General features: G+C 64.6%; 21 protein-coding genes, 2 tRNA genes and 1 riboswitch. Of the genes, 5 read left to right on the top strand and 18 right to left on the bottom strand.

What is annotated here, in order from left to right; all coding sequences use genetic code 11:
• Positions 1-114: 114 nt before the first annotated feature.
• From ACESY8_RS11715 to ACESY8_RS11650, 14 genes are all read right to left on the bottom strand, one after another.
• Positions 115-720, bottom strand: a complete 606-nt coding sequence (locus ACESY8_RS11715) for a recombinase family protein (protein ID WP_007488583.1) — start codon at positions 718-720, stop codon at positions 115-117.
• Positions 721-866: 146 nt separating this feature from the next.
• On the bottom strand, positions 867-3,437 hold the full coding sequence (locus ACESY8_RS11710) for a heavy metal translocating P-type ATPase (protein ID WP_054339031.1): 2,571 nt from the start codon (positions 3,435-3,437) through the stop codon (positions 867-869).
• 47 nt (positions 3,438-3,484) lie between these two features.
• Positions 3,485-3,748: a metal-sensing transcriptional repressor gene (locus ACESY8_RS11705; RefSeq protein WP_007488587.1), complete on the bottom strand. Its 264-nt coding sequence runs from the start codon at positions 3,746-3,748 to the stop codon at positions 3,485-3,487.
• An 82-nt stretch (positions 3,749-3,830) separates the two neighbouring features.
• Positions 3,831-4,034 carry a DUF378 domain-containing protein gene (locus tag ACESY8_RS11700; protein WP_009257617.1) on the bottom strand — a complete coding sequence of 68 codons (204 nt, stop codon included), beginning with the start codon at positions 4,032-4,034 and terminating at the stop codon, positions 3,831-3,833.
• 74 nt (positions 4,035-4,108) lie between these two features.
• Positions 4,109-5,269 carry a DUF362 domain-containing protein gene (locus ACESY8_RS11695; RefSeq protein WP_434307733.1) on the bottom strand — a complete coding sequence of 387 codons (1,161 nt, stop codon included), beginning with the start codon at positions 5,267-5,269 and terminating at the stop codon, positions 4,109-4,111.
• Positions 5,270-5,279: 10 nt separating this feature from the next.
• Positions 5,280-6,563 (bottom strand): MFS transporter, encoded by a 1,284-nt coding sequence (locus tag ACESY8_RS11690; RefSeq protein ID WP_021633259.1) that lies wholly within the window; start codon positions 6,561-6,563, stop codon positions 5,280-5,282.
• Positions 6,553-6,675: a lipoprotein gene (locus ACESY8_RS11685; protein WP_007488592.1), complete on the bottom strand. Its 123-nt coding sequence runs from the start codon at positions 6,673-6,675 to the stop codon at positions 6,553-6,555. The genes ACESY8_RS11690 and ACESY8_RS11685 overlap by 11 nt, the downstream gene beginning before the upstream one ends.
• 90 nt (positions 6,676-6,765) lie before the next feature.
• Complete coding sequence (locus ACESY8_RS11680) at positions 6,766-7,410, bottom strand: TetR/AcrR family transcriptional regulator (protein ID WP_007488594.1); 645 nt, start codon at positions 7,408-7,410, stop codon at positions 6,766-6,768.
• Between the two features lie 81 nt (positions 7,411-7,491).
• Positions 7,492-7,887 (bottom strand): cytidine deaminase, encoded by a 396-nt coding sequence (gene cdd / locus ACESY8_RS11675; RefSeq protein WP_007488595.1) that lies wholly within the window; start codon positions 7,885-7,887, stop codon positions 7,492-7,494.
• A 72-nt stretch (positions 7,888-7,959) separates the two neighbouring features.
• On the bottom strand, positions 7,960-9,171 hold the full coding sequence (locus tag ACESY8_RS11670; protein WP_434307732.1) for an MFS transporter: 1,212 nt from the start codon (positions 9,169-9,171) through the stop codon (positions 7,960-7,962).
• Positions 9,172-9,296: 125 nt separating this feature from the next.
• A complete protein-coding gene (locus tag ACESY8_RS11665; RefSeq protein ID WP_055179775.1) occupies positions 9,297-10,559 on the bottom strand; it encodes a polysaccharide deacetylase family protein in 1,263 nt (420 codons plus the stop codon).
• An 89-nt stretch (positions 10,560-10,648) separates the two neighbouring features.
• A complete protein-coding gene (locus ACESY8_RS11660) occupies positions 10,649-11,164 on the bottom strand; it encodes a Gx transporter family protein (protein ID WP_044942166.1) in 516 nt (171 codons plus the stop codon).
• 43 nt (positions 11,165-11,207) lie between these two features.
• A complete protein-coding gene (locus ACESY8_RS11655) occupies positions 11,208-11,609 on the bottom strand; it encodes a NusG domain II-containing protein (RefSeq protein ID WP_021633255.1) in 402 nt (133 codons plus the stop codon).
• Positions 11,590-12,618, bottom strand: coding sequence for an FAD:protein FMN transferase (locus ACESY8_RS11650; protein ID WP_054339032.1), 1,029 nt, complete (start codon positions 12,616-12,618; stop codon positions 11,590-11,592). Before ACESY8_RS11650 ends, ACESY8_RS11655 begins: the two co-directional genes overlap by 20 nt.
• A 200-nt stretch (positions 12,619-12,818) precedes the next feature.
• Here ACESY8_RS11650 and ACESY8_RS11645 point away from each other — a divergent pair, with 200 nt between their 5' ends.
• Entirely contained in the window at positions 12,819-13,592 is a 774-nt protein-coding gene (locus tag ACESY8_RS11645; RefSeq protein ID WP_434307731.1) for a hypothetical protein, read from the top strand.
• A gap of 72 nt (positions 13,593-13,664) precedes the next feature.
• The gene (locus tag ACESY8_RS11640; protein WP_009257623.1) at positions 13,665-14,795 is read left to right on the top strand and encodes a DUF4317 domain-containing protein; all 1,131 of its coding nucleotides are present in this window, start codon (positions 13,665-13,667) and stop codon (positions 14,793-14,795) included.
• A gap of 48 nt (positions 14,796-14,843) precedes the next feature.
• Here the strand turns inward: ACESY8_RS11640 and ACESY8_RS11635 are convergent, their stop codons facing one another.
• The gene (locus tag ACESY8_RS11635; protein ID WP_009257624.1) at positions 14,844-15,431 is read right to left on the bottom strand and encodes an ECF transporter S component; all 588 of its coding nucleotides are present in this window, start codon (positions 15,429-15,431) and stop codon (positions 14,844-14,846) included.
• Positions 15,432-15,517: 86 nt separating this feature from the next.
• A riboswitch (FMN riboswitch) is annotated at positions 15,518-15,654 on the bottom strand.
• 142 nt (positions 15,655-15,796) lie between these two features.
• On the opposite strand from ACESY8_RS11635, the gene ACESY8_RS11630 reads away from it, so the two are divergent.
• From ACESY8_RS11630 to ACESY8_RS11620, 3 genes are all read left to right on the top strand, one after another.
• Complete coding sequence (locus ACESY8_RS11630; RefSeq protein ID WP_007488606.1) at positions 15,797-16,297, top strand: SLOG family protein; 501 nt, start codon at positions 15,797-15,799, stop codon at positions 16,295-16,297.
• Positions 16,298-16,424: 127 nt separating this feature from the next.
• Complete coding sequence (locus tag ACESY8_RS11625; RefSeq protein ID WP_007488608.1) at positions 16,425-16,805, top strand: BlaI/MecI/CopY family transcriptional regulator; 381 nt, start codon at positions 16,425-16,427, stop codon at positions 16,803-16,805.
• Position 16,806: 1 nt separating this feature from the next.
• On the top strand, positions 16,807-18,531 hold the full coding sequence (locus ACESY8_RS11620) for a M56 family metallopeptidase (RefSeq protein ID WP_007488610.1): 1,725 nt from the start codon (positions 16,807-16,809) through the stop codon (positions 18,529-18,531).
• Positions 18,532-18,555: 24 nt separating this feature from the next.
• On the opposite strand, the gene lplA is transcribed toward ACESY8_RS11620, so the two are convergent.
• The 3 genes from lplA to ACESY8_RS11605 all read right to left on the bottom strand — a co-directional run bounded on the left by lplA (position 18,556) and on the right by ACESY8_RS11605 (position 19,856).
• Positions 18,556-19,539, bottom strand: a complete 984-nt coding sequence (lplA, locus tag ACESY8_RS11615; protein WP_498794745.1) for a lipoate--protein ligase — start codon at positions 19,537-19,539, stop codon at positions 18,556-18,558.
• A 124-nt stretch (positions 19,540-19,663) separates the two neighbouring features.
• Positions 19,664-19,737: transfer RNA gene (locus ACESY8_RS11610), tRNA-Cys, on the bottom strand.
• A 43-nt stretch (positions 19,738-19,780) separates the two neighbouring features.
• A tRNA-Gly gene (locus ACESY8_RS11605) sits at positions 19,781-19,856 on the bottom strand.
• Position 19,857 lies beyond the last annotated feature (1 nt).

Below are 19,857 nucleotides of genomic sequence, written 5' to 3'. Positions count from 1 at the left end.
TGTTGCTGCTAATTGATTTCTTGTAAAACACGCAGCATATTCAGAAATATGGGGACAGAGTTAAATTTTTAAAAAAGTACAGGTTTTCAAATTTTCGGAAATACCTCCATTTGTTTAGTCCGGTGTTTCCAGTTTTATTGCCTTGGAATAGAAGGTCCCTGTGGGCATTCCGCAGGCCCTGGCCGCCTGTCGGAGTGTTATTTTTTGGCCCCGCCAGGCCTGATGGAGCATGTGGAAATTGTCTGGGAGGGGAAGGGGAGGGCGGCCAAAGCGTACGCCCCGGGCCTTGGCTGCCGCGATACCCTCCGCCTGCCGCTGGCGGATGTTGTCGCGCTCGTTTTCCGCCACGAAGGAGAGCACCTGGAGCACAATGTCGCTGAGAAAGGTGCCCATCAAATCCTTGCCTCGCCGGGTGTCCAGAAGGGGCATGTCCAGTACGGCGATGTCCACGCCCTTTTCCTTGGTGAGCATCCGCCACTGTTCCAGAATCTCGCTGTAGTTGCGCCCCAGTCGGTCGATGCTTTTGACATACAGAAGATCATCCCGCCGCAGGCGGCGCACCAGCCGTCGGTACTGGGGGCGCTCAAAGTCCTTGCCGGACTGCTTGTCCATATAGATGTTCTCCTCCGGCACCGGCAGGGCAGCCAGAGCCAGCCGCTGCCGGTCTTCGTTCTGTTCCCGGGTACTGACTCGGATATAGCCGTAGATTGTTCCAGCCACGTTCCGTCCTCCTTTTTTTGATCTGAAACTTTTATTTTATCGAAAACAGGAGAATGTGCCCACATACCAGGAACTATAAAAGCAAATGAAAATACCAAAAAAGGGCCCGGTGCAGTCTGCACCGGGCCCTTTTCCTGGGAGGGCTGTTACTGAATGGAGACCACCTCGTAGCCCGCCTCCGTGACAGCGCCCCTGAGCACGTCGTCGGACACGTCCTTGGACAGGGTAAGGGTGGCGGTCTTGGCCTCCAGGTTCACCTTGGCCTCCACGCCGTCGATGGCGTTGAGGGCCTTCTCCACGTGGGCCTGGCAGTGGGCGCACATCATGCCGTTGATGCTCATGGTCTTGGTCATAGCACTCGTTCCTTTCGTTTCCACAGATTTGGGGGTTCCTTCTGAAACCGGGGCGGCGGGGGACTCCCGGCGCTCCGGGCGGAAGAACTTGAGGCGCAGGGCATTGGACACCACGCACACGGAGGACAGGCTCATGGCCGCCGCGCCGAACATGGGGGAGAGCTGGAGCTGGAACAGGGGATACCACACCCCGGCGGCCAGGGGTATACCGATAATGTTGTAGATGAAGGCCCAGAACAGGTTCTCCTTGATGTTGCGGATGACCTTCCTGGAGAGCTGGACGGCGGTGACCGCGTCCAGCAGATCGCTCTTCATGAGCACCACGTCGGCCGACTCGATGGCCACGTCGGTGCCCGCGCCGATGGCCAGGCCCACGTCGGCCCGGGCCAGGGCGGGGGCGTCGTTGATGCCGTCGCCCACCATGGCCACCCGCTTCCCCTGGGCCTGGAGCTCTGCCACGGTCTTCTCCTTGTCCTGGGGCAGCACCTCTGCCACCACCCGGTTCACGCCAAGCTGGCGGCCTACTGCCTCGGCGGTGCGCCGGTTGTCGCCGGTGAGCATGACCACGTCGATGCCCATGGCCTGGAAGGCGCGGACAGCCTCTGCGCTGGTGGGCTTGGGGGTGTCGGCCACCGCCACCACGCCCAGCATCCGACCGTCCCCGGCGAAGTACAGCGGCGTCTTGCCCGCCTGGGCCAGCCCCTCCGCTACCGCGTCGAAGCCGTCCAGCGGGACGCCGGCCTCCTCCAGCATGGCCCGGTTGCCCGCCAGGAGCCGCTGGCCCTGGATGACGCCGCGGATGCCCCGGCCCGGGGTGGCCAGAAAGTCCTCCACAGGGGCCAGGGGGATGTTCCGGGCCTGAGCCTCGGCGGTGATGGCGTCGGCCAGGGGGTGCTCGGAGGGCTTCTCCAGGGAGGCGGCCAGGCACAGAAGCTCCTCCTCCGTCACACCTGGGGCGGGGCGGCAGTCGGTGACTACCGGCTTGCCCTGGGTGAGGGTGCCCGTCTTGTCCAGCACCACGGTCTGGATGGTGTGCAGGGTCTCCAGCGCCTCGGCGGACTTGATCAGGATGCCGTTCTCCGCGCCCTTGCCGGTGCCCACCATGATGGCCACGGGGGTGGCCAATCCAAGGGCGCAGGGGCAGGAGATGACCAGCACCGCCACCCCGGCGGTGAGGGCCCGGGTCACGTCCCCGCCGGTGGCGATGAGCCAAACAGCGGCGGTGACGACGGCAATAGCGATGACCACGGGGACGAATACCCCCGCCACCTTGTCGGCCAGTTTGGCGATGGGGGCCTTGGAGGAGGCCGCCTCGTCCACCAGACGGATCATCTGGGCCAGCGTGGTGTCCTCCCCCACCCGGGTGGCCCGGAAGGTAAAGGAGCCGGACTTGTTGATGGAGGCGGCGGCCACCTTGGCGCCGGGCAGCTTCTCCACGGGCAGGCTCTCGCCGGTGAGGGCGGACTCATCCACCGAGGAGGCCCCCTCTGTGACCACCCCGTCCACCGGGATGCGGCCGCCGGGGCGGACCACGATGAGGTCGCCCACCGCCACGTCCTCCACGGGTACCTCTACCTCCGCGCCGTCCCGCAGCACCATGGCGGTCTTGGGGGCCAGATCCATCAGGCGGGTGATGGCCTGGCTGGTCTTGCCCTTGGAGCGGGTCTCCAGCCACTTGCCCAGGGTGATCAGGGTGAGGATCATGCCCGCGGACTCAAAGTAGAGATCCATGGCCCAGTGTTCCACCTGGGCCAGCTCGGCGGCCGCGTCGCCCGCGCCATAGGCCGCCCGGCCCAGGTGCCAGGCGATGAGGAACAGGGCCGCCACGCCGTAGAGCACCGCGGCGGAGGAGCCCAGGGCGATGAGTGAGTCCATGTTGGGCGCGCGGTGCCACAGGGTCTTGAAGCCCACCGTATAGTATTTGCGGTTGATATACAGGATGGGCAGGGTGAGCAGGAACTGGAGGAAGGCCACCACCAGGGCGTTGGACGGCTGGTGGAAGAAGGCGGGCAGGGGCCAGCCCATCATGTGCCCCATGGCGATGTAGAACAGGGGCGCCAGAAACACTAAGGACGTGAGGAAGCGGCGCTTCATCCCTGCCAGCTCCTCCTCCATGGCGTCGGCGGGCCGGGCGGCCGGGGCGGCCTTCCCGGCGGGGCCGGGGAGGGAGGCGCCGTACCCGGCGTCCGTCACCGCCTGAATGATCTGTTCCGGCCCGGTCTTGCCGCCGTACTCTACCAGCATGGAGTTGCCCAGGAGGTTGACGCTGACGCTGTCCACACCCTCCACCTGGCGCACCGCCTTCTCCACGTGGGCGGAGCAGGCGGAACAGGTCATGCCTGTAACATTGAATTTCTGCTTCATAGGGTTCACCAGACTTTCTAATGTGCGTGAGGGTTCAAGGGCCGCCCCTACTTCAAAATACGGCCCAGGGTGGCCACGAACTCATCGATCTTCTGTCCGCGCTCGGCATCGCTGGCGGCCTCCTGCACACAGTGCTTCAGGTGGGCGGCCAAAATTTCCTTGTTGGCGCGGTTGAGAATGGCCTCGGTTGCCATGAGCTGCTGGGATATGTCGATGCAGTAGCGGTTCTCCTCCACCATCTTAATGATGCCGTCCATCTGCCCGCGGGCGGTCTTGAGGAGGCGGAGGACTTTCTTTTCATCTGCCATCATGCGGTTAACACCCCCCTGGGGTATAGTATATGGCAAAGCGTAAAAAAAGTCAAGGCCCTCTTGTTCAGAGGGCCTTGGCTTTTTATTCCTTGCCGTGGGTGTCGCGGAACAGAAGCGAAATGCACCAGAGCGCCGCCAGGCCCACGAGCGCGAAGATCACGCGGCTGAAAGCGCTGTCCTGTCCGCCGAACAGAGCGGCGACGAAATCGAACTGGAACAGGCCGATGCTGCCCCAGTTCAGCCCGCCGATAATGGCGAGAATCAGGGCAATCTTATCTAAAATCATGGGTTGTACTGCCTCCTCACATTGAGATACCGTGACTAGTATCTCCGGTGAGAAGAAAATCATACAAAACCATTTTATTTCAAATAACGGCCCAGCCAGTTCTGCCGGAGGGCCACGGCCTTCTGGGGGCAGAGTTCGTGGCAGCAGTAGCAGTGGATGCAGGCCCTGGGGTCGATGCGGGCCTTTCCACCGGGGCCGTCCATCGAGATGGCTTTCCCCGGGCAGGCGCTCTTGCAGATGCCACAGCCCACACAGGCGTCGGTGCGGATCTTTGGGGTCTGGGAGAGCACCCTCTTGCACAGCTTGCCGGCGGGCCCGGCCAGGGGCCCCAGAAACTCCATCAGGTTGCCCTTGATGCGGCTGGGGAAGCGGTAGTCGTCCATCCGCAGGGCCTCCAGCGGCTCGCCCAGCAGCTCCACCTCCTCAATGTAGCTGGGCCGCAGGCCCCGGCGCTGCGCGGCCAGCAGAACCGGATTGGAGGCCAGAGGCAGTCCGATGAGGGCGGCGGCCGCCGCGTCCAGGGCCAGGGGACTGTCGGACACCAGCAGCACTCCGGCGTGCCTGGGGGTGCCGGAGGCGCCGGGGCCGTCCCCCTCCATGGCCAGCACCCCGTCCATGATGCTCAGCCGGGGCCTGACGTACTCCGCCAGATCCAGCAGCACGTCGGCAAACTGCTCCTGGCTGGGGTGGGTGGCGTGGTAGCCCACCTTGGACAGGCCGGGGAGTAAGCCGAACAGGTTTTTCACCGCCCCCGTCATGCTCATGAGCACATGAGTCTTGAGCTTGGGCAGGTCAAACACCCCGTCGGCCTCCGCCACCGGGGCGATCACCTCCGCCTGCTTGAGCACCCGTCCCGCAGGGAGGGACACCGTGCGGGTGGAGGCGTCATAGCACAGCTCCGCCCCGGAAGCGGCGGCGGCCTGGGCCATGCCGGTCTTTTCGTACAGGCCCCGCAGGACGGCCTCCTTGTGGAGGGCCCCGCCGGGGCTGTCGGTGATCACCGCCGTGCCCCCCGCCTCCGCCACCAGCTTCGCCGCCGCAGCAGCCACCGCCGGGTGGGTGCAGATGGCGCTCTCCGGCGGCGCGGCCCGGAGCAGGTTGGCCTTGAGCAGGATGCGCTCCCCCGGCCGGACGAAGCGCTCCATCCCGCCCAAGGCGGCCACCGCCTCACGCAGCTTTGCCTCCGCCTGTCCGTAGTCCGGACAGGCGGCCAGATAGACCCGGTTGCCCTCCATGAAACCCCTCCTAGGAATCCAAACTCTGTTCAGTATACCCGCCGGAGGGGGCTTCGTCAAGGGCGGGGAGGCGGCCCAGGGCCCGGACGGAGGAAAAGGTCACCAGCAGGCTGGCCCCCATGCCCAGCGCCACAACCACCCAGACGTGGGCCTGAAGGGCATCGAACAGCAGGCCGTACAAGGCCTGCCCAAGAGGCATGGCACAAGTGGAAATAGCTGCCACAAAGGAGGCCACCTTGCCCAGCAGGTGGGGCGGCGTGGCCCGCTGAAGATAGGTCTGGGCGGAGACGGTAAACAGCATGGCGCAGGCCATGCCCAGCAAAACAGAGACCAGGATGACTCCATAGGCGGCCAGGGACGGAATTCCCAGCGCCAGAGCCAGGGCCATGGGGAGCAGCAGCAGGGAGGTGCCCAGCAGAAACCGCCAGGCCCGGCGGATATCCGCGCCGCGGAGCACCAGCCCAGAGAGAAGCCCGCCCACGATGGAGCCCAGGCTGAGGGCGGCCTCGGCAAAGCTGTAGTGCAGGGAGGACAGGCCCAGGCTGATTTTCACCAGATAGGGCAGACCCACCACCAGCAGGGCGGAGAGGAAGAGGTTGAGCAGGGCCACCAGGGCCAGCACCCGCAGCAGGCCGGGCTGCTCCCGGGTCAGGAACCGGCCCGCGTCCCGGAGATCCCTCCACAGGGCGACCAGCGGCGGGCCGGCGAGGGTTCGTCGCTGGAAGGGGATGCGGAGAAAGAGCTCCATCACAGCCGAGCAGAAGAAGCAGGCCCCGCCCACCGCCACCATGGGGAGCAGGCCAACCCAGCCGTAGAGCATACCGCCCAGGATGGGGCCCAGCAGATTGGCCAGGGCCTGTACCTGGGCCACCACGCCGTTGGCGGCGGGCAGGTGCTCCTCCGACGCCAGGGCGGGTATGCTGGCCTGCACCGAGGGCTGGTAGAGGGCCTGAATGGCTGCCAGGAGCACCATCAGCACCCCGACGGCCAGAACCGTGCCCCGGCTGGCAAAGAACAGGCCGTACCCCAGCACCAGGGCGGCGGTGAAGAAGTCCAGTCCCCACATGATGCGCTGCCGGGGGACGCGGTCGGCCAGGACGCCCCCCAGGGGGGAGCAGAGGATGGTGGGCACCATGGACACGGCCAGGATGCCGCCGAAGACGGCGGCGGAGCCGGTGGTGTCCAGCACATAGAGGGACAGGGCGAAGCGGAGGATGGCGTTGCCGAACAGGGAGATGATCTGGCCCGCGACCATGAGGGTGAAGTCGCGGGAAAACAGGCGGTCAGAGCGCATAGGGCGGCTCCTTTCGGGCGGCGGGGGCGCCGTCTGAGCGGCGCGTCCGGAGCAGAACGCAGGCGGCGAGGGCCGCCAGGGCCAGGGCGGGGAGAAGCCATGTTTTCTTCATAGAGATCCACCTTTCTTTTTGATACCGACGGTTGGTATGTATCTTACCCGGAAAAACCGCCCCCGCAGGGGCGGTGGAGGAGCGGGCGGCTCAATCGTCCTGGAGCACCTGGTCATAGTAATTCAGCGCGTCGGCCTGGAGGGCCTCGTCCAGCACGGGCAGGCCGAAGCGGTCCAGAAATTCCCCGCAGAAGCGCAGCTTGGCGGCGAATTCCTCCCGGCTGCCGGGGAACATACCCGTCCACACGTTGGTCAGAAGCATGAGCACCTCCGCGATCTCGTGGGGGTGGGTCACGCCGGGCAGGGACCCGTCGGCCATGCCCAGCCGGATCATCCCCTCCACATAGGGGGCGGCGTCCCGAAAGGTGGACTCCAGCGTGAGCAGGGCAATCTTGGGGTTCTTTACAATGTGGTGGATCGCCAGCCGGTCTACCTCCCGCTTGGCCGGGTCGGTGAGAAAGTGGCGGAAGGCGTGGCGCAGTTTTTCCAGGCCGTTCCGGCCGGGGAGCTTGGCGGGGTCGGAGAACCACTCCAGGTTTTCGTAGTAGCGGTCGTTGATCCGGTCCAGGATATCCTCCTTGGACTTGAAGTGGTGGTAGATGGCCCCCTTGGACATGCCCAGGGCGTCCACAATGTCCTGGATGGTGGTGTGCTCGTAGCCCTGCTCGGTGAACAGGCGCATGGACACGTCCAGAATTTTGGCCACGGTCTCCTCCGGATGCTTGTTGCGGGCCATGGGGCCCCCTCCTTTGCATACATACCGTCGGTATGTTTAAAATAGCACAACCGCGCCCCTCTGTCAAGAGGGGCGCGAAACTTACCCCAGAGACTTGGGACCGAAGCCGTGGGCCAGCAGCTCCGACAGGGGCAGCTTCACGAAGCTGTGATCCCTCTGCGCCACCAGTACGGTGAGCCCGGGGGCGAACTCATAGAGCATCTGGCGGCATGCGCCGCAGGGCCAGCAGGGCTCGGTGGAGTTGCCCACCACGGCGATGCGGGTGAAATCGTCCCGGTGCCCCTCGCTCACCGCCTTCACCAAGGCGGTGCGCTCAGCGCAGATGGAGGAGCCGTAGGCCGCGTTTTCCACATTGCAGCCGGTGAACACCGTCCCGTCGGCGCACTCCAGGGCTGCGCCCACCGGAAAATGGGAGTAGGGGACATAGGAGCGCTCCAGCATGGTAAAGGCCAGCTCCACCAGTTCCTGGTCGGTCATAGGGAAACCTCCTTATCAAAACGTGGTATAAAAGGTGTAAGCCATTATACCACGTTTTCCGTGTCAGCGCAATCAGGGACGGCCGCAGGTGCGCACCGACGGGAGCAGGAGCATCAGCCCGCCGCAGGTCAGAGTGATTGCCCCGGCCAGCAGGAACCAGAGGGGAACGCCGGTGGCATCGGCGAACAGGGCGGTGAGTCCCAGCCCTAGAGGGGAGGCCAGGGTCATGATGGCCCCGGTGAGGCCCAGCACACGGCCCAGGTACTCCGGCTCCACCTTGGTTTGGATCAGGGCCATGAACACCGAGTTGAAAAAGGGAGCGGACAGGCCCATCAGCAGGGACAGGCCAGCAAACGCCCGGAAGCCGGAGGGGGGCAGCAAGCCGGCCAGCACCAGGGTGAGCCCCAGTCCCAGCACTGCCGCCGTCATGGTGATGATTTTGTTCCGGGTACCTCCCCACAGGCCCAGGAGCACCGATCCGGCCAGCATTCCGGCAGAAAACAGGGTTTCCACCAGAGCGGCAGCGGCGGAGTCCCCTCCGAAATACTCCATGCTCATTAGGGGAAACAGGGCGGACACCGGCAGGAAGGCCACGGAGAACAGGGCACAGATGAGGGACAGCTCCCACAGCCAGCGGTGAGAACGCAGCACAGTGAGCCCCTCGCGGGTGTCCTGCCAGAGCCGGAGCGGCCGGCCCTGTGCTTCGGCCCGCAGGGCGGGCAGCCGGGCCAATTGTACTCCGGCGATGGCAAAGGCGGCCCCCAGGGTGTCCAGCAGGAGGATCCAAGCCAGGGGGATGCGGGCATAAAGAACGGCGGCCAGCGCGGGGGAGAGGAGCATGGAGACGGTCTGGATGCCCTGGCTCCAACCGGCGCACCGGGTCAGGGCATCGGGAGGGGCCAACAGGGGCGTGACAGCCTGGATGCAGGGGGCATGAAATGCGCCGCCCACACTGCGCAGCGCGGCCACCGCCAGGATAGGGGCCACCGGAAGAGGAGCGGCAAAGGCGGCCGTCGCCAGCATCAGGGACACCAGCCCGATGGCCCCGTCAGAGATTATCATGATCCAGCGCCGGTCGAAGCGGTCGGCAAAGGTTCCGGTGAAGAGGGACAGGATTCCCTGTGGGACCAGCGCCGCCATGGTGGCCAGGGAGAGGACCGCGGGGGAGCCGGTCAGGTCGGTCAGGTACCAAATGAGGGCGTACTGCGAAATCATGCTGCTGAGGATGGACAGGGCCTGCCCTGTCCAGAGGAGGGCGAATTTTTGCTTCCAGTGTGGTATCATAGCGTTCCATTCCTTTCCCAGCCGCGGTAAAGGGTGATTATACTACCACGGTATCCGGGGAAAGTCAAGCCGAAAAAACGCCCCCGCCCGGCATCGGCCGGACGGGGGCGCTGCTGTAGGTTTCCTTACCAGGTCACGCCCAGGTCGGGGCGCACATCGAGATCAATGATCTCCCGCGCGTCGTAGAACTGGCTGTACCACTCCAGGGCCTTGCCGTTGCGCAGGGTGGTGCCGTCGGGGTGGAGCCGGTCGCAGATGACGGCGGAAATGTCCTTCTTGATGTAGGAGAAGGAGTTGATGCCCACGCTGGCGAAGATGCGGAAGCCCTGGCTCTGGAGATACTGGAACACCGGGCCGGTGGAGTGCCAGTCGTCCCCGTCGGGGCGGCCGCCGTGGGGGTAGAACAGGATGTTGGTGGGGCCCACCAGGGAGCCCACCTCCTCCGCCCAGCGGACGGTGTCCCGCTGCACGGACTCCAGAGGGCGGCTGTCCAGGCGGATGTGGCCCCAGGTGTGGGAGCCGAAGGTCCAGCCCGTCTCCTTGAGCCGCTCGATGACCGGCTTGACGGCCTCGATCTCCGCCTGACGGTTGGCGTCAAAGGCGGGGCGGCGGGGATCGTCGGCGGCGATGTCGATGTCGTTCTGGGTACGGTAGCCCAGGATGCCCTGGTAGCCGGTGAGGGAGAAGATGGCCTTGGCCCCGTTGAGGGAGAAGTCGGGGTGCTCCAGCACAAACTGGTCCAGGATCGGGGTAGCGTCCAGATCCTGGGTGAGGAAGGTCTCGCCGGTGTTGGGATCGGTGCACTGGGCCCAGATCTGGCCGTCGTCCCCCAGCACCAGCTTGGAGGTGAAGCCCTCAGCCAGCATGTAGTCGTAATAGTTCACATCATCAAAAGAGATGATGAGGGGCTTTTTTCCCTCGGGGAGCATGAGGGTGTTCCGCTCCATGCGGGTGACGCCGTCCTCGCCGGTGACTTCACTCCACACGTCCCCCATGTTGACCAGAATGTAGCCCTTGTCGTAGACGCTCTGAAGGATCTTTTTGTACTCGTCCGCGGTCACCATCCACTCGTCCAGCCCCACCTGGCGGTCGTAGGGCACCGCGTCGGAAAAGGCATACTCAGGATAGGCGATGACGGGGTGGAAAAACAGGTGCTCCACCGCCTGGTCGGGGCCCCAGGCCTGGGTGAGCTGGTCCTCGCTCCAGTAGGTGCGCACCGCGTCGTAGGGATCGGCCGCGGGGGTGGGGGTGGGCTCCGGTGTGGCCGCGGCTACAGGGGTAGTGTCCGGGGACGGCTGGTTGGTTTTGTCCCCGCCGCAGGCGGCCAGGGGGAGCGTCAGGGCGCAGGCCAGCGCCAGGGCAACGGCTTTTGGCATGATATGGCTCATTGGTATGGTTCCTCCCACATAATATCTCTGTAGTTGTTATCTTACGACACCGGGCGGCAAAAGGAAACAACAAAAGGATGACAAAATCCTTACGATTTTATGTCACCCGGAAGGGGAATCCGGTGAACCAGCAGCATGGACGCGCCGCCGGTGACGGCCCCGGTGACCAGGGAGCAAAGCAGCAGGGGCGGCAGGTACACCAGCGGGGCCCGGCTGCCCAGTACTGCCATGGCGGCCAGAATCTGGCCGGTGTTGTGGGCGGCGGCCCCGGCGATGGACACCCCAAAGAGGGAGAGAAAGCTGCACCGCAGCAGCAGGGCCATGACGCCCAGGGCCAGCAGCCCGCCGGTGAGGGAGAAGGCCAGGGCCATCAGATTGCCCCCCAGCAGGGCGCCCAGAAGGCAGCGGGCGGCCAGAATCAGCAGGGCCTCCCGCCCGGACAGGCGGCAAAGGGCATAGACGGTGACCAGATTGGCCAGTCCCAGCCGCAGGCCGGGCAGGGGGAAGAGAATGGTCAGCGGAACCAGCCCCTCCGCCACCGAGAGGGCCAGCGCCAGGGCGGTAAGCACCGCGCAGCGGGTCAGCCGCCGCAGGGATGAGGACAAGGGGGAGCGCCTCCTTTCAGAATGAGAAAACAGCGGGAACTTTTCAGCCGCTGATTGCGTCAAACTCCTGGCTGCCGCTGCCGGACAGGGAGATCACCAGCTTGTCGGGCAGGCAGATGATCTGCTGTCCGGCCCGGCTGATCCACCCGGTGTGAACGCAGTCCTGGCTGGGACACGCACTCTCCGCGATGCGGATGCGCCCCGGCTCGGCCTGGATCGTCAGGGGATAGGGGGCCTCGTCCACCACCAGGGTGACGGGACCGGTGAGGGTGCTTAGCTCATACTCCGCGATGGTCTCACCCTCTAAGACGACGGAGGCGGTCAAAAAGTTGCTCTCCTCCGGCTGAAGAAAAAAAAGCAGCGCCACGGCAGCAGCGGCCACCAGCAGGGCCACCACGCCGTCCGGCAGCGTGGGCCGGCGGCGCTCAGCGGCGGGCGATCTCATAGGTATACCCCCTGTCTGCCCCGGCAAAGGTAAAAACGTCCTCCAGCCCCTCGGTTACCAGGAGCTCTCCCTGGTCGGTGCAAAGCACCAGCTCGAAGTCGTCCCGGCTCCGCCAGAAGTCCAGCGCCTCCTCCGGCCCCGCCACAAACAGGGCGGTGGAGAGGGCGTCGGCCAGCAGGTGGTCGGCGGAGACAACGGTGACAGACAGCAGGCCGGAATCCGCCGGATAGCCCGTCTCAGGGTCAATGATATGGTGGTAGCGCACCCCATCCTCCTCGAAATAGCGCTCGTAGCCGCCGGAGGTGGAGAGGGTCACGTCAGTCAGGGCGAGGACGCACAGGTAGCTGCCGGTGTCCCGGGGGTCCTTCACCGCCACCCGCCAGGGGGAGCCGTCCTCCTTGGCGCCGATGACCGTGACGTTGCCGCCCAGATCCAGCATGGCGGAGGTCCCTCCCGCATCCCGGATGGCCGCCTCGGCCTCACGGGCCGCGAAGCCCTTGGCCACGGCGCCCAGATCCACCTCCATGCCCGCACGGGCCAGTGAGGCGGCAGAGGCTTCCGTGTCCACAGAGAGCTCCGCGCTGTCCACCAGGGCCATGGCGGCGGCCAGCGCATCCGGCGCGGGTACGTGCCGCTCCTCGGTGGTGAAGCCCCAGGCGTCCATCACCGGGGCGATGGTGATGTCAAAGTCGCCTGGGAGCTGCCGGGCGATTTCCTGGGAAAAGGCCAGCAGTTCCGCCACATCGGGGTCCACCGCCACGGCCGCGCCGTCCCCGGCGGCGGTGTTGAGCCGGGCGATCTGGCTGTCTGAGTCGGTGCGGGAGAGCAGGCCGTCCAGCCGCTCCACCGCTTCCCGGGCGGCCGCCACGGCCTGGGGTCCGCGGCGGCCGGACACCTGGACGGACATCACGGTGTCCATGGCGAAAAAGGTCTGCTCCGCCCCGGAGGCGCGGCAGCCGGTCAAGCACAGAAAAACACAGGCAAGGAGGAAAGAAATACGCTGTTTCATGGTATACTCCTAATAATCATGATGTTGATTAAGGACAGTTTACCACAGTTCCGCGCCGCTGGAAAGAGGAAAGGGATTCTTCACTTGCAATGCGGCGAATTTTCTGCTAGAATATAGAAGATTGATGACTCTGAGGCGCTCAGCCCCAGCGGAGGGGCACTTTTATAGAAACCGGGCGCCCGGCCACAGGAGATGGATACATGAACAAGAAAGAACAACAAGCCCAGCGCGCAAAGCAGGAAGACGTGGTTTTGAACAAGGTCCTCTGGTGGATCGTGGGGGCCGTGGTGTTGGAGGTGCTGCTTCTCCTTCTGAACAAGGTATATGCCAATTACACTGTCGAGCAGATTGAACTGGCCAAGTCCCTGCGGGATGTCTTTTCCGTGCTGATGATCGCCCTGCCCATCTGCTTTGTCGTTTTGCTGATCTGGGCGGTCGCGGCCCGCAAGTCCGGTAAATTCACCCGCCTGTCCTCCGTGCTGGCCGGCGTGATGCTGGCCCTGGCGGTCTGCGCCGTGGTAATCCGCGTCTTTGACGAGAGCGGTATCCGGCTGCTGTATGTGGCTGTGCCCGCCGTGGCGGTGCTGGCGCTGATCTACTACCTCTACCAGCGGGAGTTCTTCTTCGCCGCCGTGCTCAGCGCCCTTGGCCTGCTGGGTGTGAAGGTGGTGCCCTACCACTTCGGCTTCCCGGCCATTGCCTATGGCTACGCCGTCGTCCTGGGCGTTGCCCTGGTGGGGGCCGCGGTGGTGTTCCGCGTGATGCAGGCCGCCGAGGGCAAGCTGCGCCTGAAGGGGAACTGGGTGGAGGTGCTGCCCAAGAGCGCCAACTACGCCCTGCTCTACGTCACCTGCGGCGTGGTGGCCGCGGTGGTGATCGCCGCGTTGCTGCTGGGCGGGCTGGCCGTGCTGTACGGTGTGCTGGTGGCCTGGCTGCTGATCCTGGCGGTATACTATACCGTGCGCCTCATGTAATGATAAGCCCAAGAGACAAAGGGGCAAGCCGCCGGACGGCTTGCCCCTTCTTTTTTGACCGGAGGTATTGCAATGAATGAAAAAGAGGTGGGGGAGCTGCGCCGGCGGCTCCGCCCGGAGAAAAACAGTATTACCCACATCCGGGGGTGCTATGTCAACGAGATGGGGGAGAGCGTGGCCCAGTTTGACCAGTCTCTGGCCCTCATGACCCAGGAGGAGACCGAGACCCTGCTGGCCCTGCTGCGCCGCACCCTGTCGGGAACTCTGGGAAAGAACCTGCTGGACCTCTCCTTCGAGACCCGGCAGGTGGTGGAGGGGGAGGAGCACCGCCGGCTCATGCGCCTGCGGGACACCGCCCTGAAGGACGAGGAGGCGGTGGAGGAGTTCTTCCAACTGGTGCGCCAGTCCCTCACCCTGGAGGGCAACTATCTGATCCTCCTGGTGTACGACCGCTACGACGTGCCCTACCGCGCCAAGGACGGGGAGCGGCAGGAGGACGCCGCCGCCGAGGTGTACTCCTACCTGCTGTGCTCCATCTGCCCGGTGAAGCAGACCAAGCCCGCCCTGAGCTACCACGTGCGGGAGAACGAGTTTCACAACCGGCGGGCCGACTGGCTGGTGTCCCCGCCGGAGCTGGGCTTCCTCTTTCCCGCCTTTGATGACCGCAGCACCAACCTGTATAACGCCCTCTACTACACCAGGGACAGCGGCGAGAACCACCCGGAGCTGGTGGAGGCGGTGTTCCGGCGGGAGGCACCCATGCCCGCCGCCGCGCAAAAGGAGACGTTCCAGACCCTGTTGAGCGACACCCTGGCCGACGAGTGCAGCTGTGAGGTGGTACAGGCGGTCCACGACCAGCTCTGCGAGCTGGTGGAGGAGCACAGGGAGCGGAAGGAGGCGGAGCCCCTGACCCTCTCCAAAGGGGCGGTCAAGTGCGTCCTCAAGTCCTGCGGCGTGTCCGACTCCCATGTGGAGGAGTTCGCCCTCCGCTATGACGACGCCTTCGGCGCCGATATGGCCCTCAGCCCCCGCAATCTGGTGGAGAAGCAGATCGAGGTGTGTACTCCTGACGTGGTGATCAAGGTCAGCCCGGAGCGGAGCGATCTGGTGGACACACGGGTGATCGACGGGGTCAAGTACATCCTCATCCGCGCCGACGAGGGCGTGGAGGTCAATGGCGTCCCGGTTCATATCGCGGAATAGCGGAACGCCCCGCGCCTCTTTGGGAGGCGCGGGGCGTTTGGTATCTGCTCAGATCTCGCCGGCGGCCTTCTTGGGGGCCTTGGCAAACTCCTCGCCGTGGACGATGTACTTGGACACAGACTTGTAGACCAAGAAGGTGACAACAGAGTTGATACCAGCCTTGAGTAGATTGAACGGGAGAATGACGGTTACCAGCATGGCATCCACCATCTCAGTGGGGGCCCCCATATAAAATGGAGTAATGAAATGGTTGGCGATCATCATGCCTACGCCCATAGCAAATGTGCCCAGCAGCAAACCGATTATCGCACCGGTTCTGGTATGGAACTTCCGGTAGAGTGTACTGGCTACGGTGACCAGAATACCGGTGGCAATAACATGCATTAAAAATCCGTATATACCATCGCCGCCCAAAAAGAAAGCCTGAATAAACGAGGCCAACACGGTCACAAGAATGCCCGCTACTGGGCCGAAGGCGAAAGCGGCGATCAGGATGGGGACATCGGCAGGATCATACTGGAGAAAGGGAGCGGCAGGGAAAAGGGGGAAGTGCACCAGCGTGATGAGCACAGCACCGATGGCGGTGAACATGGCTAACAGGGCCAGCTTCTTGACGCGGGCGGATTTGGCGGACATAATAAAACACTCCTCTTTGATTTGGTAACACCCGAAAGACGTATGCCTTCCAGGTGTTAAAATCAAAAGGAGCGTGCCCAATTTCAACACATCTTCTTTCATCCAGACTTCGCGCCCTGGGATATGCGCGTCACTGTCGGTCCCGGAGTTGCACCGGGTCTGCCGTTTCCGGCTCGCGGACTGTACCGCCGATCGGGATTTTCACCCTGCCCTGAAGACATCTCATTCAGTTGTTCCAATCCCTATTATACACACGAAGTGGAAAAATGCAAGCCCCAATTTAAAAAACAAATGTTCGATAAACATTGACTTGCCGTTCTGGATATACTACAATGGGAACAACATTCAGAGGACGGAGGGGCGGAATGAACCGAGAGACAACCTGCTGCTTTACCGGCCACAGGCCGGAGAAGCTGCCCTGGCGGGAGGACGAGGGGGATCCCCGGTGCCTGGAGCTGAAGGCCAGGCTGGCCGGGGCGGTGGAGGCCGCCTACGAAAAAGGGATGCGGCATTTCCTGTGCGGTATGGCCCGGGGAGCGGATTTTTACTGCTGCGAGGCGGCGCTGGCCCTGCGGGAGCGGCGCCCCGGCGTGACGGTGGAGGCGGTCATCCCCTGCGAGGAGCAGGCCGCCCGCTGGCGGGAGCGGGACCGGGAACGGTGGTTCTCCCTGGTGGAGCGCTGCGACAATGAGACCATGCTCCAGCACCACTACGACCGGGGGTGCATGCTCCGGCGGAATCGCTACCTGGTGGACCACTCGGCCATGCTGATTGCGGTGTACGACGGCATGCTGGGGGGAACCATGTATACCATCTCTTATGCCATGAAGCGGGGGCTGGACGTGGTGACGCTGGACATTCCATAGGGCGGCCGGAGGCCGCCCCTTTTTTGAATTTATTTTCTGCAAATGCAAAATAATGCTTGACAGAGCTTTGCCCTGATCCTACAATGGAAACAGGAAGATTTGCAAATGCAGAAAAGGAGGAGCAGCGATGAAGTGGAATGGACGCTTGCCGGAGTCGGAGCTGGAACTCATGCTGGCGGTGTGGGAGGCCGGGGAGGAGGGGACCACGGCCCCCGGCATCCTGGCGCGGCTGGAGCGGCCCCTGACTGCCAGCGCCCTGCACAGCTACCTCAAGCGCCTGGAGGAAAAGGGCTTTCTGAGCTGCGGCAAGGAGGGAAAGACCAACCGTTACCGGGCCAGAGTGTCCCGGGCGGAGTATGAGCAGCAGGAGAGCCGGACGGTGCTGGACAGACTGTATGCGGGCTCCCTCCGGCGGTTTGCCGCCGCCCTCCACGACGGCGGGAGCCTGACGGAAGAGGAGGTGCGGGAGCTGGAGGAGTACCTCCGCACGCTGAGGCGGGAGGAGTAGGATGGAGTCGCTGTTTGTACGGGTGCTCACCCTGTCGCTGACGGGCTCGGCGGTGCTGCTGCCCCTCCTGCTGCTGGCGCCCCGCCTGCGGGGCCGCTATGCTGCGGGGACCCTTTCGGTGCTCTGGCTGGTACTGGCCCTGCGGATGGCCCTGCCCGTCCCGCTTTCCCTGCCGTGGACGGCGGTGACGGTGGATGTGTCCGCCCTCTCGTCTGTGACCCTGCCGGCCGCCCCTCGGGCGCCGGCGGAAGTGCCTGAGCCCGCCGGGCCGGAGAGCGTGGAACCGCCCCGGGCGGTACCCCCGGCAGCCGCGCCGGAGGGGAGGCCCCTGCCGCTCCTGGAGCTGGCCGCCTGGGTGTGGCTGGCCGGCGGGCTGGCTCTGGTGGGCTATCAGGGGGCGGCCTATCTCCTGGCGCGCCGCCGTCTGCTCCGGGGCGCGCAGCCGGGCACGGAGGAGGAGAGGGCCCAACTGGCGGCCCTGGCGGCGGAGCTGGGACTCCGCCGTACGCCCCGCCTGCTAAGGACAGGGGAGGCGGACGCCCCTCTGGTGGTGGGACTTGGGAGGCCGGTGCTTCTGCTGCCGGGCAGGCCCCTCCCGGCGGACGAGCGGGAGGTGGTGCTCCTCCACGAGCTGACCCACCTGCGGCGGCATGATCTGGCCCACAAGGCCCTGCTGTTTGTGCCCTGCGCAGTCCACTGGTTCAATCCCCTGGTGTGGTGGATGGCCCGGGAGGCGGGGCGCACCCTGGAGCTGTGCTGCGACGCCCGTGTGGTGCGGGGGAGGGATGAAGCGTTCCGCCGCCGCTACGGCACCGCCCTCCTGCATCTGGCCGCAGGAGGGCGGGGGCCGGTCCTGTCCACCCGCTTCGGCGGGGGAGGACGGTTGCTGCGGGCGCGGCTGGCGAATCTGTTCCAGCACAGGCGAAGGGGGGCGGCGGCGGCCGGCCTCGTGCTGGCTGCCGCCCTGGCCGTCACCTCACTGGCGGCCTGTGAACAGCGGCTCCTCACGGCGGAGGAGGCCATGGACGCGCTGGAGGAGAGCATCGAGGTGCGGGAGTATGACATAGGTCCCGGCGAGTTGGAATACTGCATTTCCTTTCGCCTGCCGGAGCACAGCGGCCCGGAGGAGGAGTGGAACCTTCACATCGCCGGCCGGGCGGAGACAGAGGCGCTGGGGGGAATCAGCCTCCACTACTTTGACGGGGAGGACTGGACGGCGGAAAAGACCTATGGCATCTATCTGTCGCCGGGACAGGCGGCGGATCTCACCGAGCTGACCATGGAGGTGTGGCCGCCCCACGGCGGCCGGACAGGAACCTATGACGCCGCCCTGCACGGCAGGAGCATCGACCTGCGGGCCCTGCTCCGGGAGCACTTCTATGTGGACGCCAGGGGCTTTTCCCTGGCCCTGCCGGAGCCCTGGCCGGACCTCGGGGCGGTGCAGGCGCTGGACGGCGGCGGTCTGCTGCTCTATTGCCGGGCCTTGGGGCCGGAGTGCGGCGGCATCGCGCAGCTGCACATTGAGACGGAACCCCTGGAGGTGCTCACAGGCCGGGATACCCTGCTGGGCGGCCGGGAGGGTTGCTGGCTCTATCTCTATGGCCTCCAGGCCCCGCTGCCCAGCCTGCGGGAGGCGGGGGAGGGGGTACAGGAGCAGTACCATGCGCTGTATCAGGCCCTGTACGCCGACCCGGAGGAGCTGCTGTCCCTCTGGGCGGAGGGCTGACCACCGCCGGCAGCTCCCCGCGCCTCACCCCCGCAGAAGACGGGCGAGCTCCTCCGCAGTAATGCCGCTCATATAGTGCTCCACATGGAGCGGGGCCAGGGCCTCCGCCAGTTGTGCGTCCAGGGGCAGACCGGCCATGGCCGCCTCCAGCTCCTCCAGAGGCCCGCTGCCGAAAAAGTCGCCGTAGAACCGGACGGCCTGAATGCATCCCTGCTTCACACGCAGGTGGGCGGTGACCAGCCCGGCGGGAAACCTGGCCTCCCGCCGCATGTCATAAGGGGGTGAGAAGCCGTAGTTCCACGCCCATGTGACATACTTCCCGTCCCGCAGCTTCTGTACGGCCAGCATATCCTCTGCGGTCAGAGTATAGGGCTCCAGTGCTCCACCGGCCATGGCGCACGCCCGCAGCGCCGATTTGAAGTCCTCCATAGCGATGGGGGTGGGGGCGTGGGTGTTGATGGTGGTCACCCGGCTGCGCACCGACTTCACGGCCTTCGAGTCGAACTTGGCCTGCTTCACCCGCAGAGCGTCGGCCACGTCGGTCAGGTTGGAGTCCAGCATGATGCATCCGTGGTGGAGCAGGCGCCCGTGTTTGGCGTACTGGGAATTTCCGGAGAATTTCATGCCGCCGATGGTCAGGTCGTTGCGGCCGGTGAATTCGGCGTGGACGCCGAAGCGGGCCAGGGCCTCCACCACAGGGCGGACAAAAATCTTGAAGTTGAGGCCAGGGGCGGTGTCCTGGTCCACGATAAAGGTAAAATTCAGGTTGCCTGTATCGTGGTACACCGCCCCGCCGCCGGACAGGCGCCGCACAACCCGAATCCCGTGGGCATCCACAAAAGACTGGTTAATCTCCTCGGCGGTGTTCTGATATTTGCCCACCACAATGGTGTTGCTGTTCTGCCAGAGCATAAAATAGGCCCTGCTCCGGTCCATCTGCTCAAAGACATATTCCTCCAGCGCCAGATTAAAATAGGGGTCCGTACCGGGCGGTTCGAGATAGATCATTGCGGCGCCTTCCTTTCTCCCGCGTTTCCCGCCGGACGCCATTAAAAAGGCCGGCAGGCTATGGTTAAGACTTTTTTCCACAGACTGCAAAAAAGAAGCACCTGCAAAGCAGGTGCTTCTTTTTTGGAGGCGACACCCAGATTTGAACTGGGGGTGGAGCTTTTGCAGAGCTCTGCCTTACCACTTGGCTATGTCGCCGTATGGATAACAGGAGCAAGATTTGCTCCTGTTATCTTTTGTATGGAGCAGGTGACGAGGCTCGAACTCGCTACCTCCACCTTGGCAAGGTGGCGCTCTACCAGATGAGCTACACCTGCA

It is taken from the genome of Clostridium sp. ATCC BAA-442, assembly GCF_964239415.1.
Lineage (GTDB): Bacteria > Bacillota > Clostridia > Oscillospirales > Oscillospiraceae > Flavonifractor > Flavonifractor plautii.
This window is presented reverse-complemented; position numbering and strand designations above follow the sequence as displayed.

What these genes read in the sequence shown, in the direction of transcription:
- ACESY8_RS11695 (WP_434307733.1), bottom strand. Translation starts at nt 5,269, where the DNA reads ATGGAGGGCAACCGGGTCTATCTGGCCGCCTGTCCGGACTACGGACAG.
- ACESY8_RS11690 (WP_021633259.1), bottom strand. Translation starts at nt 6,563, where the DNA reads ATGCGCTCTGACCGCCTGTTTTCCCGCGACTTCACCCTCATGGTCGCG.
- ACESY8_RS11705 (WP_007488587.1), bottom strand. Translation starts at nt 3,748, where the DNA reads ATGATGGCAGATGAAAAGAAAGTCCTCCGCCTCCTCAAGACCGCCCGC.
- cdd (WP_007488595.1), bottom strand. Translation starts at nt 7,887, where the DNA reads ATGACCGACCAGGAACTGGTGGAGCTGGCCTTTACCATGCTGGAGCGC.
- ACESY8_RS11640 (WP_009257623.1), top strand. Translation starts at nt 13,665, where the DNA reads ATGAATGAAAAAGAGGTGGGGGAGCTGCGCCGGCGGCTCCGCCCGGAG.
- ACESY8_RS11635 (WP_009257624.1), bottom strand. Translation starts at nt 15,431, where the DNA reads ATGTCCGCCAAATCCGCCCGCGTCAAGAAGCTGGCCCTGTTAGCCATG.
- ACESY8_RS11650 (WP_054339032.1), bottom strand. Translation starts at nt 12,618, where the DNA reads ATGAAACAGCGTATTTCTTTCCTCCTTGCCTGTGTTTTTCTGTGCTTG.
- ACESY8_RS11710 (WP_054339031.1), bottom strand. Translation starts at nt 3,437, where the DNA reads ATGAAGCAGAAATTCAATGTTACAGGCATGACCTGTTCCGCCTGCTCC.
- ACESY8_RS11670 (WP_434307732.1), bottom strand. Translation starts at nt 9,171, where the DNA reads ATGATACCACACTGGAAGCAAAAATTCGCCCTCCTCTGGACAGGGCAG.
- ACESY8_RS11625 (WP_007488608.1), top strand. Translation starts at nt 16,425, where the DNA reads ATGAAGTGGAATGGACGCTTGCCGGAGTCGGAGCTGGAACTCATGCTG.
- lplA (WP_498794745.1), bottom strand. Translation starts at nt 19,539, where the DNA reads ATGATCTATCTCGAACCGCCCGGTACGGACCCCTATTTTAATCTGGCG.
- ACESY8_RS11620 (WP_007488610.1), top strand. Translation starts at nt 16,807, where the DNA reads ATGGAGTCGCTGTTTGTACGGGTGCTCACCCTGTCGCTGACGGGCTCG.
- ACESY8_RS11655 (WP_021633255.1), bottom strand. Translation starts at nt 11,609, where the DNA reads ATGAGATCGCCCGCCGCTGAGCGCCGCCGGCCCACGCTGCCGGACGGC.
- ACESY8_RS11665 (WP_055179775.1), bottom strand. Translation starts at nt 10,559, where the DNA reads ATGAGCCATATCATGCCAAAAGCCGTTGCCCTGGCGCTGGCCTGCGCC.
- ACESY8_RS11630 (WP_007488606.1), top strand. Translation starts at nt 15,797, where the DNA reads ATGAACCGAGAGACAACCTGCTGCTTTACCGGCCACAGGCCGGAGAAG.
- ACESY8_RS11700 (WP_009257617.1), bottom strand. Translation starts at nt 4,034, where the DNA reads ATGATTTTAGATAAGATTGCCCTGATTCTCGCCATTATCGGCGGGCTG.
- ACESY8_RS11645 (WP_434307731.1), top strand. Translation starts at nt 12,819, where the DNA reads ATGAACAAGAAAGAACAACAAGCCCAGCGCGCAAAGCAGGAAGACGTG.
- ACESY8_RS11680 (WP_007488594.1), bottom strand. Translation starts at nt 7,410, where the DNA reads ATGGCCCGCAACAAGCATCCGGAGGAGACCGTGGCCAAAATTCTGGAC.
- ACESY8_RS11685 (WP_007488592.1), bottom strand. Translation starts at nt 6,675, where the DNA reads ATGAAGAAAACATGGCTTCTCCCCGCCCTGGCCCTGGCGGCCCTCGCC.